At 61.7% G+C, this 13,717-nt stretch carries 9 protein-coding genes; 2 read left to right on the top strand and 7 right to left on the bottom strand.

Translation table 11 applies throughout. The annotated features are described in order from the left end of the window. Window positions 1–77: 77 nt before the first annotated feature. From ACFFSY_RS04545 to ACFFSY_RS04525, 5 genes are all read right to left on the bottom strand, one after another. Window positions 78–1,712 carry a hypothetical protein gene (locus ACFFSY_RS04545; RefSeq protein ID WP_377490541.1) on the bottom strand — a complete coding sequence of 545 codons (1,635 nt, stop codon included), beginning with the start codon at window positions 1,710–1,712 and terminating at the stop codon, window positions 78–80. After that, window positions 1,709–3,298 (bottom strand): coiled-coil domain-containing protein, encoded by a 1,590-nt coding sequence (locus ACFFSY_RS04540; protein ID WP_377490538.1) that lies wholly within the window; start codon window positions 3,296–3,298, stop codon window positions 1,709–1,711. Before ACFFSY_RS04540 ends, ACFFSY_RS04545 begins: the two co-directional genes overlap by 4 nt. Next, window positions 3,295–3,735 (bottom strand): hypothetical protein, encoded by a 441-nt coding sequence (locus ACFFSY_RS04535; RefSeq protein WP_377490535.1) that lies wholly within the window; start codon window positions 3,733–3,735, stop codon window positions 3,295–3,297. Before ACFFSY_RS04535 ends, ACFFSY_RS04540 begins: the two co-directional genes overlap by 4 nt. Before the next feature lie 2 nt (window positions 3,736–3,737). After that, window positions 3,738–5,651, bottom strand: a complete 1,914-nt coding sequence (gene pelF / locus ACFFSY_RS04530) for a GT4 family glycosyltransferase PelF (protein WP_377490532.1) — start codon at window positions 5,649–5,651, stop codon at window positions 3,738–3,740. A 67-nt stretch (window positions 5,652–5,718) separates the two neighbouring features. Then, complete coding sequence (locus ACFFSY_RS04525) at window positions 5,719–8,847, bottom strand: DUF4832 domain-containing protein (RefSeq protein ID WP_377490529.1); 3,129 nt, start codon at window positions 8,845–8,847, stop codon at window positions 5,719–5,721. A gap of 170 nt (window positions 8,848–9,017) precedes the next feature. Here ACFFSY_RS04525 and ACFFSY_RS04520 point away from each other — a divergent pair, with 170 nt between their 5' ends. Continuing rightward, on the top strand, window positions 9,018–9,803 hold the full coding sequence (locus ACFFSY_RS04520; protein WP_377490526.1) for an SDR family NAD(P)-dependent oxidoreductase: 786 nt from the start codon (window positions 9,018–9,020) through the stop codon (window positions 9,801–9,803). Between the two features lie 487 nt (window positions 9,804–10,290). Here ACFFSY_RS04520 and ACFFSY_RS04515 read toward each other — a convergent pair whose 3' ends face one another. Beyond that, window positions 10,291–10,959 carry a bifunctional 2-keto-4-hydroxyglutarate aldolase/2-keto-3-deoxy-6-phosphogluconate aldolase gene (locus ACFFSY_RS04515; protein WP_377490523.1) on the bottom strand — a complete coding sequence of 223 codons (669 nt, stop codon included), beginning with the start codon at window positions 10,957–10,959 and terminating at the stop codon, window positions 10,291–10,293. A 116-nt stretch (window positions 10,960–11,075) separates the two neighbouring features. Beyond that, window positions 11,076–11,579: a GNAT family N-acetyltransferase gene (locus tag ACFFSY_RS04510; RefSeq protein WP_377490520.1), complete on the bottom strand. Its 504-nt coding sequence runs from the start codon at window positions 11,577–11,579 to the stop codon at window positions 11,076–11,078. A 411-nt stretch (window positions 11,580–11,990) separates the two neighbouring features. On the opposite strand from ACFFSY_RS04510, the gene ACFFSY_RS04505 reads away from it, so the two are divergent. Further along, window positions 11,991–12,950, top strand: a complete 960-nt coding sequence (locus ACFFSY_RS04505; protein WP_377490517.1) for an ArsR/SmtB family transcription factor — start codon at window positions 11,991–11,993, stop codon at window positions 12,948–12,950. Window positions 12,951–13,717 lie beyond the last annotated feature (767 nt).

The following is a 13,717-nucleotide window of genomic DNA, read 5'->3' as shown; positions in this document are numbered from 1 at the left end:
TTTGGCTGCCAAACGATGAGTAATCCAGGCGTACCGCCCTCCTTCGCTTTTCGCCTGCCGACGCGAGAGATAACGCTTCAAGAGATGGCGTACAAGTAATAGTCCAGCTTCCCGATCACCTGACGCATCGAGCGGAAGGACAGCGCCGAGAAAACGATCGCGCCCGCCAGCACGCCGAAGACGGCGAACGAGTAGTCGATCCAGCGGCTGAGCGCGAAGCCCAGCGCGACGTTGACCGCGAGCGCCGGCACGATCGCCCGGTTCACCAGCGACGGCTGCGACAGCGCGAACAGCGTGACCGCGTTCATGAGCCCGGTCGCGAGGATGACGTAAGCCAGCAGCGCGACGATGAACACGAACCGCGTCGTTCCGCTTACGATGAGAGACTCGCCCTCCCGGGCGTAATAGATCCCATCGAACAGCTGCACCAAGCCGTAGACGAGCAGCGCGCTCGCCGCCGAGGACGCCGCGATGACCGCCATCAACCGGTTGTATATCCGCCGGAAGCGCGCGTTCATTAGGTCGGATTCGAATCCCCAGTAGCGTTTGTAGCTCGCTTCGACGTCCAGCATCATTTTGTTCACCATGACCTCGCATACGCCGAGCGGGATCATCAGCGACAGCAGCGCGAAGTCCAGCCCCAGCTCGTACTCCCCGCGGAACCAGATGAAATACGGCATGTAATCCACGTTCGCGGACCACGCCATGATCCGGTCGACGAACAGGAACACGAAGTAGAGCAGCCCGTACGCGAAATAAGGCGCCACCGCATAGACGGTTACGGCCAGACGCGGCATTCGGGGCGCGATTCCCTTCTCCTCCCGCTTCGCCGCCTGGCGAAAATAATAGACGACAAGCGTCATCCCCGCCGTCGATACGACCAGGATGGACAGCAGCTGCGCGAAAATAATGTCCCACGCCAGCACGCGGAACAACACGTAGACGATGGCGATGCCCGCAAGGATAAGCCCGGTAAACGTCAGCTCCCGCCGCAAGATATACATAACGGTCACCGACAACCAGATCGAGGTAAGAAAGAAGAAATACAGCACGATATACAGGAACATCTCCGGCGGGAACACGTTGAAGACGAGATTGAACAAGAGCAGCAGCGCGCACGCGCAAGCGGCCGCCAGGTAGCCGAGCCGGATGAACAAGAACGTGATTTTGCGCGCCATGTTGTAGTAGCCCTGCGAAATGTAGAAAAAGCCGCGCCGCGCGATCGCCTGCGTAAATCCGCCCACGACGACGAAGCTGGCGATCGTGCCGATCGCGATGCACGTGGCGATCTCCACGGACAAATGCTCGTACGACCACAGCGAGAATTTGAGCGTCAGCATCGAGATGACCGAGATCGCCATCGGCAGCGCGAAAATAACGCCCCGCAGAAAACTCTTGAGCAGCGCAAGCGCCGTTCGGAGCACGCCCGCCTCCTCATTGACGGCGAAGGTGCTTGTGACGACCTTCCGGCGAACGGCTTCCCACACTTCGGCGGCAAGCTCGAAAATATCGGACACGCCGAACGCCTCAGCGGCCCGTGCATCGTTCCAGCCCATCGATTCGAGCAGCGCCGCGACGGCGTACCGATCCTCGGGCAACGCGTCCCGGTCGGCCACGTCCTCGACCAGCCGCGCGAAACGCTCCGCCCGCGTCGTCTCGTCGGGCTCCCCCTTCGGATCGGCTGTGCGCCCAATCGTAAGCGGCGGATTCATCGCGCCTCCGCCCCTAGTCCGGGAATGACCATATGCACGACTAGCTCCGCCAGCTTGCCCTCACGCTCCGCGTCTGCCACGGTCTGCGCGGTAATGCGGTCGCCCTTGGCGATCAGCAGGCGGCCATCCGCGGCGCGAAGCGATTGACCTGCCGTCTTGCCGACGATGTAACGCTCCCGCACGAACCGGATCTCTTCACTGAGCGCGGCGCTGGCGGGCCCGGCTGACGGCGTATCGACGCCGAGCACGGCGCTGGCGCCCCCAGCAGGCGGCGTATCGGCGCCGAGCATGGCGCTGGCGCCTCCGGCAGGCGGCGTATCGAGCACGGCGCTGTCACCCCCGGCAGGCAGCGTACCAGCGCCGAGCACGGCGCTGGCGCCCCCGGCAGACAGCGTATCGGCGCGGCCTGTGTCTTCGGCCTTCGCGCCTGCTGGATCGGCAGCTTCGTCCGATTGGCCGGAGTTATCCGATCCCGCAACGGAATCCGAGGGAGAACTCACCTCTCCCGTAACGGCCTGCATGGCCTGTTTCGGCTCCCCCTCTTCCAAATGAGGCACAGCGTCGCGCTGGCCCGCCAGTCGAGGATCGGCGACGAGCGGCCCCGTATGCTGCGGCAGCTGTTCCGGGTCGCTGTTGTCCTGCAAATACGGCTCCAAGTCGCCCCAATAGGCGGAGTATAGCGGCCTTCCGGTTCTTCCGCTTCGGGTGGCGCTCACGCCCGCCGCCGCCCGTGCGGCGTTCATCGTCGCGGCGGCCGCGGCCGCGTGCCGTGAAGCCGCCGACCCGGACTCGGCTTCGGCGCCGCCTGCTGCCAATGCGAAGTCTTCCGCATCCGGCTGCGCGGCTGCACCTGCCGCGCGCCAATGACCGGCCGCCTCCACCCGCCCCAGCATCGACTTCAGGCGGAATTGAATGACCTTCGCGCTGCGGGCGGACTCCTCCATTGCGCGTCTGACGCCGCGCTCACGATTCGCAGCGGCCTCGTCGTCCGGCGCCTTCGGCTCCCTGCTCTTCGCTGCGGCCTCGTCGCCCGGTGCCACCGTCTCCCTGCTGTTCGGCGGCAGCGCGGAAGCCGGCAGCGCGGCGGCTTGGATGCCCGCCAACGCCGACCGCAGCTCCGCCGTCGCTTTGTCCCCCTCGGTCTCGGCCGGCATCGCCTCGAACAGCGAATCCGCTTCGGCTACCAGACGCGCGATAGCCGCTTCGCATTCCGCCAGCTGCCGCTCGGCATCCCGCACCGATGCTTCGTGCTCCGCTTCGCGCACCTCCAACAGGCGGCGGAGCGCGGCGGCCTCTGCCTCGCCTTGGCGCCGGATGGCCGCGGCGGAACGGTCGATCCGCCCTTGCATCCAGCCACGATCGGCATCCTCGTCAACGGCAGCAGCGCTATGCGGTTGGGCGCCGGCTTGTCTTCTCTGCCGCGCGTCGTCAGACAGCTGCTCGCCGCGCGCGCGTTCCTTGCGGATGGCAGCGATCAGCTCTTCCGCTTCGCGGTCGTGAGCGGCTTCCAGCGCCGCGAACCATTGCTCCGTCTCCAAGGGATGATAGCCCCGCCAGGCGCGGGGCAGCTCCTTCGCTTTGCTCATTCGCCTTCCTCCTCTTCGCCGCGCCACCTGGCCATCGCCTCGCCCAGCCGCGCTTCCAAGCGGGCCAAAGCTTCGGCGCGAAGGCGCGCATGCCGCGCCTTGTCCGCCTCATGACGCGCTCGCTGCTCCTCCAATCGCCGGGCTTGCGCCTCTACAAGCGCGTTCGCCTCCGCAAGCGCAGATACTAACAACGCCCCTTCCTCGAATACCCGCGGCGCTTCCTCTTCACGCGACATCGCAGATGTCGGAGAGGTCGGAGGGATCGACGGTATCCGGGCCAATTCGGCGGCGAGTCGCTCGTTGTCGGCGCGCAGTTCGGCCAGTTCCTCCCGAAGTCCGTTCATCCGCTCTATATGCTTCGCGGTCATATCCGCGTACAGCTCCTTAACGGCGGTCGCCCGGTACCCCCGAATCGTCTGTCTTAAGTTGCCTGTCATCTCTAAGAGATCCTCCGATCCGCCCGCAGACTGGCGTACAGCTCGCACCGCAGCAGCTCCGCCATCGCTTCGTCATGGCGACCGAGCGCGTTATAGACGCCGGCCAGCTCCGTTAGAATATAAGGGACGCAGGGCGCGTCCGGCAGAATCGCGAGCGCTTCCCGGAAGGCCGCCACGGCAGATTCGGCCTGACCGCTGGCGGCCAGCAACAGCGCCTCTTCGATCGCCGCCTGCTGCTGCCATGCAAGCCGAGCCGCATCCGAAGATAGCCCGCCCGCGTCGTCGCTTGCGGCAAGCTTGCGGCCGTCTGCCGTCAGATCGTGGCGCTCATCATCCACTTGGCCGGGGGCCGATACCAGATCCGACTCTGCGGCACCCGCCCCCTGCCGCCCTGCCGGTTCATCCTGCGTCTTGCGCACGATCGGCGGAATCCGTTCGGTTGCGCGAGCGGCAAGTTTAATATAACTCTTCATATGCAATTCCAATACGCGCCCGAGCGTAAAATAAGAGAGCGCACGCTCCCTTCCTTCCCGGCCGGCTTCCGCCCGCAAACCAGGGTTGTCGGCATACGCAAGAATCGCGTCCGCCAGCGCCTGCGGATTGCGCGGCTCCACCAGTTTGCCGGTATCCCCGAGCGCCTCGGAGATGCCGCCGACATCGGTCGCGACGACCGGCTTGCCCGTCATCATCGCCTCGACGACGGAATAGGGGAACGCCTCCGAAATGCTAGAGAGCACGATGACGTCGCCGCTATTATAGGCGGCCGCCATCTGCGTCGCATGCCCCGCGAAGACGAAGGAGCCGCCTAAGCGCAGCTCTTCTTGGAGGGCCAAGCATTCCTCGTAATAGGCGGGAACGCTCACCGAACCGTACACGACGAACGACGTGCCCGTCTGCTTGTCCAACACGATCCGTGCCGCCCGCAGGAACGTTTTGATGTCTTTGATCGGATCGATCCGGGCGACCATGGCGATCGTGACGCCGTCTCCCGCGCGCCGCTTCGGTTCATCCGGCTTGAACACGCGCGTATCGATGCCGTTGTAGATCACCTCGATCCGCCGTTTCGAGATGCCCAGTTCGCTTTCCCAACGCGTATTGTAGAGGCAGACCGGCGACACCTGATCCGCGAACGCATAGTTCAAGCTCGTGACGGATTGGATCATGCGGATTAGAAATTTGGTCAGGAACGTCGAATAGCCCCGCCCGGAGAGCGACAAATATTGCTCGCGCAAATAGATGCCATGCTCGGTCAGCAGGTAGGGCGTATCGTATAGTTTTTTGGCCAGCACGCACGGAATGCCGCAGAACGCCGCCGCGGAGGAATGCGCGACGTGCGCGCGCGGCACCGGCGTGTTGACGATATTGAAGAACCGGTACACCCAGCCCAGGCTTTGGATGAGCCCGTGAATATCCGGCTGGCTGAACCCGGTCGATCTGTCCGCGGCAATGCCCAGCATCGTCGCTTTGTAGTACTCCCACACCAATTCGTGCTTGAACGTCGCTTTGTATTCGTATTGCTCAAAGTAGCGGTAGAGGCCGACGAGCGTATCCGCGAACCGGTACGGGTCCTTGATTTCCGCCGTCAGCTCCTTCAGAAGCGCCTGCAGCAGCGGAAGAAAATGCGCCCGGATCTCCTTCTCGCCCGTGCGCAGCTTTTGCGCATAGACGTCCGCGAACGGCTTCTCCAGATGCTCGCTTGGCTCCTCGGTTCCCCAGAGCGGCACGCCATAGAGACTTGCCCGCTCGGGCAGCTTGAATTTCTGCGTCACGAACGGATTCATCATGATGCTGTAGATGACGAAATCGACCTGCTCCAGCCGGTTCACCAGAATATCGCACCAGGTGCTGACGCCCCCCTGATGATACGGGTATGTCCCTTCCGTCGTGAGCAGGACCAGCATGTTGTTATCGTTCACGGGCACCGACCATCCTTTATCGGCTTTTGGCTTTATTACCAACTAGGATGGTCCGCCGCACGGATCTTTATCGGATTTCGACCGCATCCAAACGATGCCAAAGATCTTCGCGCGCGCCCTCGATCGCCAGCCGAACGCCCGGCTTGCCCGTATCCGGGTCGACGATGGCCGCCAGAAGCGTATACGTCCCGGGCTTCAATCCGGCCGGAATCGGAATTCGCGCCGATACCGTCTGGCGCTCGCCCGGCATCCATGTGCGGATGTCTGCCTGCGCCGTTGCGGTCGTACCCGCCATGACCTGCCCTGCTTGATTCGCCAGCGCGAACCGGACGAGCCACGGATAATAGAATGGCGCCACGCCTTTGTTGCTCCACGCGCTCTCCAGTTGAAGCGTACCGCCGCGCTTGATGACACCCGCATGCGCCGCCTTCTCGACGACCATCCGATAGCCCATCAGCCGCTGCAGGTAATAGACCCCCGCCTGCTCACTCGTACTGAGGCCGCTCTTCTCGTTCATGCCAAGCAGTGCAGTCGCACCGATCCAGGACGTGTGGCTGGCGCGAATCTGTACCGCAGCCTGCAGCAGCCGGTCTTCGTCCACATAAGCGTCCGGCGCGTGATTGCTGCTGAATTCGCCCCCCGAATAGTTGTAACGCCACCACTGCGGCATCCGCGATCCGTCCTTGGCCGCCTGCGCCTGTGCCGGCGGTACGTATTCCGCGATGCCGTCCCAGCCGTTCGAAGCCCAATTCAGCCAAGTCGCCGTCGAATCCGCTTCGCCGAACATGTCGTTGTACAGCCCGAGCCTGTGCGAGGCTGCCAGCGGGAACGGCTTGCGCATCCCGACAAGCTTCCTCTGGAACGCCTCCGTATAGGCTTTGACATACTGATCCGATACTGCCAGCGGCGGGAACGGCTTGTCCAGCAGCGCCGTATGGAATTCGCCGTAATGACCGAGACTGCCGATCTGGATGAACGCGACGCGCGGATCGGCGTCGTAGCGCTGCGCAAACGCCCGGATGACCCGTTCATGCTCCCGGATCAGCAGCGTACTGCTGTAATTCGGACTGAAGCCGCTCCCTTCCTTCGTCTCGTAGCGAGTGCCTGCCCCGTCTTCGCCCTCCGCCTCCGTGAGCGCCCGGTACAGCCAATCCGGAATATCCAGATGGTTCGGATCGTCGCCCGGTACGTCCATAACGAGCCGCAAAATAAACCGATCGCCTGCGGATGCCCGCTTGGCGAAATCGTACTTGCGCTCCAGCCCTGCCCAATCGAAACGTCCCCGCTCCGGCTCCAAATCCCGCCAGCGGATGCTGGCCGTCACGAGCGTATGCGGCTGCTTGTAGTCTCCGCCCCGGGACGAAGGCGCCCAGCCGATGAACGGATTCGGCAGCGCGCCGAACAGCTGCTTCGGATAATAGATGCGGGCTACGCCCGCGTATGCTTCCGCCGCGATGTCGACCTTCGTCGTCTGCGCCGCGCCAGACGGCGGGATACGCGCGCCGTCCGCCCCTGCGTAGGCGATCTGCAACGGCTTCGCGCTCGGCAGGCCCAGATCCGTTAAGTAGACGGAGTAGCCGGTAGACGTCTCGCTTAAATCCGCATAGGCCGCGCCTTTATCCGTCCATCCTTGCGCGCTGTCATCCCAGGCATACAGCCGGTTGTAGTCGATTTTGTACTCGGCGCCTACATCCGCGGCTGCGCCGGTGTCATACCCCGTCGAGATATCGCCGTCCGTGCCGAGATAGAGCGTATGCCATGCCGGCAGCTTCGTACCCCGGATGAGGACGTAGAGCCTGCCTCCGCTTTGCAGCACGGTCATGGAACGCGCCTCCGCCCCCATGGTTTCCGCGTAGCGTTCGCCCCGCGTCCAAACGTCGACGCCGTCCACAAGCGGGATGTTCGTGCCGGTAAGGCTGGATTCGAGCGAGGCGCCGATAGGTGCGATGCCCGAGGGCGAGCCCGACGCGGCGAGCCGGTAAGGCTGCATCGCGTAATCGCCCGCGCGCGCGCCAGTGACCTGGATCAGCACGCTCTCTCCGGCTTGGACGGCGATGTCGACCTGTTCGCTTTGGCCGCTTCCTTGCTTGCTCTCCCCGAGCAGCGCGCCTTGCGCGCTGCGCACCGCAAGCTCCGCGTCCAGCCCCTCAGGCACGCGCAGTTCGAATCGTACGTGTTCCGCTCGCAGCGAGGTGTAGCGGTACCAGTCCTGGTCGCCTGGCTTGGACAAATACGAAGTCTGTTCGCCCGTCATGAGCGGAACCGCCTGCTCCGCCGCATCGTTCGGCTCGCCGTTGTCCTGCATCTTGCCGCCGGTATAGCGGAGCCGGACGTCGTCGGCCAGCAGCACGCCGGAGCCGCCCTCTTCCGTCGCGGTTACCCGCAGCGTGACGAAGGCGTATGCCGCGTTCGCGGGAACGACTCCTTCGGCGCGCAGCGCCGCATATTGCCCAGCCGGCTTGGTCATATCGCGGCTCATCTCGCCGACCCACTTCCCGCTTGCATCGAAGAAATCGGCGAACAGCACGGCGCGCGCGCCGCTCAGCGACTGCGGCAGCAGGCTGCCTTCCAGCGCGAAAGCTTTCCCGCCCGCGACCGCGACACGCTGGTAGGCGCTAATGTTGTCGCTCTTGGCTAGCTTGACTGCCGTTAGCCGAAGCGCCTTGCGGCCGCCCGCGACAGGATTTCCGACGAGCTCGTACCGGCCGCTGCCGAACGACCACCCGTCCGCCTTGCCGTCGCCGTCCGCATCCCGCTCGAATCCGCCGTTCGCCAGCAGGTTGCCGCCATCGGTGCGCCCCCATATAGCCGTGCTGAGCGTAGACTGCTTGCCCCCGCTCACCGCCGCCACGGCGAATTTATAAGAGGTTGCGGCCGCAAGACCCCGCACCTCCATGTGCCGGGCATCGGTGGCCGCCATTTGCTTGCCGTTGACGTAGATCGCGTATGTCCATGTGCCGGCGCCGGGCGGCGGCGACCAGGATAGCGTGACGGACGATATGCTCGTCGCGTCTACCCGCACGGCGGCCGGCGGCAGCACGTACGCGCTCGCGCTCGCCGCCTGCGACGTTCTCTTTGGCTCAGTGGTCGCGGCTTGCGCTTGTTCCGCAGTCGGGAGCCATGGCCCTGCCGCATATAGGCTCAGCAGCGTTACGGTCGCCCAGATGGCGGCGGCGACTCTTCGCGGTCTCCTCATGTCGATCCCTCTTTCGGTTTCTGCATCCATGTATACCCCTTTTTTCGACAATTCGCGAGACTTCCATTAGTGGAAAATGGAGGAAAACAATTGCAGCCAGCCATGCCACTCTCGCTAAAATAATCGCCGATGGCGCATACTAGCAGGGACTAATCGAGAAAGGCGGGGCCATGATGGGGAATGAAGGACAACGCGTCGTGTTAATTAACGGGGCGGGGTGCGAGGTCGGCAAAGCGGCCGCGCTGCATTTCGCGCAGGCGGGCGACGTCGTGCTGCTGTGCGATCAGGAATCGGATGTGCTGCAGGACATCACGAACGAAATTTTCCGCCGGGGGCTGCAATCGGACGTTTATTTCGCGAACGTCACGGAGCCGCTGGAGGTTAGCGCGATGGTTCAGCAAATTCTCGAGGAGTACGGCAAAGTCGACGTATTGATCAATAACACGACGAACCATGTCCGTAAGGCCGAGAAAGAGCGGGCTTTCGAATATTACGAGCAGTTCTTTGAGGATTTGGTGCGCAGCGTGTCGCTCGTGACCGCCTCCGTCCTGCCTGCCATGCGGGAGCGGCAGTATGGCCGGATCGTGCACGTCATGCCCGGGGTCATTCACGTCGGCGAGAACGGATTCCCTTCGTACGCGGTTGCGCAATCCAATCTGCATCAGATGACGCTGGTAGCCGCCGAGACGGAGAAAGATCACGGCATTCTGATCAACCTGCTCAACCCCGGCGCGATTCGCACCGAGCTGAACCCGTTCTACGGCGAAGAGCCCGACTCGATCCTCCCGATGCTTGAGCGTCTGGCTGCCCTCCCCGCGGATGGTGTCAGCGGTCGGCTGCATAACGTGAACATCATGGACCATCTGGGGCAAATTTATTTGGACAACTTGTTCGATGAGGATGAAGTCGTGTATATGGGCACTGGGGAGGGCGAAGAGGGGCTTGTGCAGCTGTAGGTTGATTGACGGCTAAGCAGCCGGACAATTCTTGCTGGTGACTCGGCGCAATAGTCGGCTGCACGCCACTATTACCGATACATCGACTGCGACGCGCGCAGTAGTCGGCTGCATGCCACTATTGCCGAGACATCGACTGCGAGGCGGCGCAGTAGTCGGCTGCACGCCACTATTGCCGGTACATCGACTGCGAGGCGGCGCAGTAGTCGGCTGCACGCCACTATTGCCGGTACATCGACTGCGAGGCGGCGCAGTAGTCAGGCTGCGGACGATCCACGTACCGCCTTTGCCGCACTGCATACAGCTGTTCATCATCTGCACTCTCTGCCGCCCCGCAAATCATTGTGCCCTTCACGGGAGCACTGCTATGACCGCACGCCAAAACGGCGGCGCAGGATCATCTCCCGCCCCGCCGTTATTACTGTCCGACCTTCTGTGCCGGCGGAACCCTGTCTGGCTCATCCCGAACCGGCAGCCGGTCTAGCTGCTACGCCAGCCCTTTCGCCTTTTTGTATGCAGCGATGTACTGGGCCGAACGATCCGCGATTAAATCGTAGTTGCGCTGCTTCACCGCTTCGGTCGTCAGGTCCGAGCCGATGCCGACGGCGACCGCGCCTGCCTTGATCCATTCGCCCAGGTTGTCCAGCGTCACGCCGCCCGTCGGCATGATGTTCGCCTGCGGAAGCGGCCCCTTGATCGCCTTGATCATCGATGGCGAATAGAGATTGCCCGGGAACAGCTTGACGATGTCGACGCCAAGCTCGAGCGCTTCCTGGATTTCTTTGACCGTCATGACGCCCGGCATTACCGGTACGCGGTACCGGTTGCACAGTGCGACCGTAGCCGGATTAAGCGACGGCCCGACGACGAATTCGGCACCGCTCAGAATCGCCGCGCGCGCCGTCTCGGGATCGAGCGCCGTGCCGACGCCGATGATGGCGAATTTGGACGGATCCTGCGCGTCGCTGGAGTACGTCTTGGCCAGACGTTCGATCGCCTGCAGCGCGAACGGCACGGTCATCGTCACCTCGATGACTTTAATGCCCCCCGCGATGCACTGGCTGGCCATCTCGTAGACGTCTTCCGGCGATTCTCCGCGCAGAACCGCGACGACGCCCTCTTCCGATATTTGCTGGAGCAGTCTCAACTTCTTCATAGCTCGTTCATTTCTCCTTCACCCTGGTATGAAATGATTTGCAAATTCACTATCGTCTCTTCTTCTGCACGGAGGAAGCGTTTTCCTCCCCAAACGCGGGATCTAGCCTAAACGGCTTACAGGACTAAGACCATATGTTGATCGTCGTAGTAACTCCCGTCAATCTTCATCGCACGAGGTTCGGTGCCATAGGCGACGAACCCGACCGACGCATATAGCCGAACGGCCGCTTTGTTCGAAGCCATGACGGTCAGGTGGAGCTGCTCCACCCCATCGCATGCCCTCGCCTTGGCGATCAGCGCTTGCAACAGCGACTGCCCTACCCGATTCCCTCGCGCCTCGGGCGCGACGTAGACCGCGTACACGTTCGCTTTGTGCGCGATCTTCGGGTTCGTCTCCCGCACGAGCGTCGCAACGCCGGCTAACCGGCCGCTTGCATCGAACGCGCCGAGCGTGAATTTACCCGTCTCCGGCGCTAGCTTGGCGCTAGTCGCTTCGATCGGTCTTGCAACCTCCGCCTCGTAGGTGGATAGAAACGCCTCCGGATGCTCGCGCAAAGCCCGAAGCCGCAGCGCTCGGTAGCCCTCCGCATCACCCACGGTGAGTAACCGGATTATCATCGGCGCCTCTCCTTTCCCGTCTTCCCCCTGATTTTACCACCAAGCGGTCGCATTTTTCAGTCTTGCGCGATATTTTGCAAAAAAAGTTCAGCGTTTCGGTCAAAACCTGCGTTTTTTTGCTTCAGGCCTTTGATCCTCGCTCCCGCTCCTTTATAATGGTAGCTAAACACCAATTTTGGTTGCGCTTACAACCGGCGATAAGAGCGCTTCGATTCCAACTCCCAGAAATCTAGTCACAGGCGCGCGCGGCGAGCATGTTCGGCATCCGGGTTTTCCATCTTCCCCCTCATGCGGTGGCATAGAACGAGGTGATGACGGCCAATCGCCAAATGTGGTTTATTTCTAGTTGAATCAGCCTATTAATATTTGTATGATTGATTTATAAATATATGAAATTCTCTCGGAGGAACCATGCGAATAGACGTTACCGATAAATGGCTGCCCGTATACGAAGCGCTCGCCAGCAACGTCCGGATCGAAATGATCCAGCTGCTCGCCAAACAAAATATGAACGTGAAAGAACTGGCGCAGGCGCTTGGCCTCAGCAGCGCGATCATGACGATGCACGTGAAGAAGCTGGAGAAAGCCGGCCTCATCCGCACGACGATGGTTTCGGGCAAAGGCGGCGCGAAGAAAGTGTGCACGCTCATCACCGACTTCATCGAGATCGATTTTCCGAGCCGTGAAGAGACCGCGCCGCGCGAGTACCATCTCACCGAAGTGTCGGTCGGCCATTACACCGACTTCCACGTCGAACCGACCTGCGGCCTAGCGACGACCGAGAGCGTTATCGGGATTTTCGACGAACCGCGTTACTTCCTCGACCCGGAGCGCGTGAACGCCAAGATCCTCTGGTTCGGGCAAGGCTATGTCGAATACCGGGTGCCGAACTTCCTGATGAAAAGCGAGGACCCGCTCGAGCTCGAGGTATCGATGGAAATTTCGTCGGAAGCCCCTTTCGCCAACGAGAACTGGCCGTCGGACATCAAGTTTACGCTCAACGGCATCGATATCGGCACATGGACGAGCCCCGGGGATTTCGGCGGCGGCAATCGGGGCAAATATACCCCCGAGTGGTGGTGGAACGAGATTAATCAGTACGGCCTGCTGAAGGTGCTGAAAATCAACGACAAAGGCACGTTCATCGACGGCCAGCACCTCTCGAACGTCACGCTCGAGCAGCTCGACATTAAGCGCAAGCAGTGGACATTCCGGATGGCGGTGTTGGAGGAAGCCGAAAATGTGGGCGGACTGACGCTGTTCGGCTCGGGCTTCGGCAACTACAATCAAGACATTCAATTCAAGCTCTATTACAAAAAAGACGTCTCCCCGCGCGGCGAAACCGCCGCGGCCGCGAACGCGAAGCCGTAACCTGCAGCCCCATCTTCGGCCAATTGCCTTAGATGGGGCTCATTTGCATGCACGCTCGAAGTCCTGCTCCGATTACGTCGCCTCGCTCACTATTCGCCGCCTTTTAACCTTTCGCCGTACCATCCATCGCTCTGGCCAGTCACCTATTTCCGCTCCATCACTACACCGATAACGACGCTCAAGTCACTATCGCCTACATTCCGCCCCATCACCGCACCGATAACGACACTCAAGTCACTATCGCCCTCGCTTCAGCCCTCCACCGCACCGTTAACGACGCTGAAGTCACTATCGCCCCCGCTTCTACCCTTCGCCGCACCATTAATGACACTTAAGTCACTATCGCCCCCGTTTCTACCCTTCGCCGCATCGTTAACGACACTCAGGTCACTATCACCCTTGCTACGCCCCTTCGCCGCACCATTAATGACACTCAAGTCACTATCGTTTACATTCCGGCCCTTCGACGCATCGTTAACGACACTCAAGTCACTATCGCCTACATTCCGGCCCTTCGCTGCACCATTAATGACACTCAAGTCACTATCGCCTACATTCCGGCCCTTCGACGCATCGTTAACGACACTCAAGTCACTATCGCCTACATTCCGGCCCTTCGACGCATCGTTAACGACGCCCAAATCACTATCGCTTTCACTCCGGCCCTCCGCCGCACCGATAGCGACACTCTAATCACTATCGACCTCGCTCTGGCACACCGTCGCACTGATAACGACACTCTAGTCACTATCGACCTCGCTTATCCC

It is taken from the genome of Paenibacillus aurantiacus (assembly GCF_042431225.1).
Taxonomy (GTDB): Bacteria; Bacillota; Bacilli; order Paenibacillales; family Paenibacillaceae; genus Paenibacillus_Z; species Paenibacillus_Z aurantiacus.
This window is presented reverse-complemented; position numbering and strand designations above follow the sequence as displayed.

Coding starts and splice junctions, on each gene's coding strand:
- ACFFSY_RS04545 (WP_377490541.1), bottom strand. CDS start 1,712: ATGAATCCGCCGCTTACGATTGGGCGCACAGCCGATCCGAAGGGGGAG.
- ACFFSY_RS04540 (WP_377490538.1), bottom strand. CDS start 3,298: ATGAGCAAAGCGAAGGAGCTGCCCCGCGCCTGGCGGGGCTATCATCCC.
- ACFFSY_RS04535 (WP_377490535.1), bottom strand. CDS start 3,735: ATGACAGGCAACTTAAGACAGACGATTCGGGGGTACCGGGCGACCGCC.
- ACFFSY_RS04525 (WP_377490529.1), bottom strand. CDS start 8,847: ATGAGGAGACCGCGAAGAGTCGCCGCCGCCATCTGGGCGACCGTAACG.
- ACFFSY_RS04520 (WP_377490526.1), top strand. CDS start 9,018: ATGATGGGGAATGAAGGACAACGCGTCGTGTTAATTAACGGGGCGGGG.
- ACFFSY_RS04515 (WP_377490523.1), bottom strand. CDS start 10,959: ATGAAGAAGTTGAGACTGCTCCAGCAAATATCGGAAGAGGGCGTCGTC.
- ACFFSY_RS04510 (WP_377490520.1), bottom strand. CDS start 11,579: ATGATAATCCGGTTACTCACCGTGGGTGATGCGGAGGGCTACCGAGCG.
- ACFFSY_RS04505 (WP_377490517.1), top strand. CDS start 11,991: ATGCGAATAGACGTTACCGATAAATGGCTGCCCGTATACGAAGCGCTC.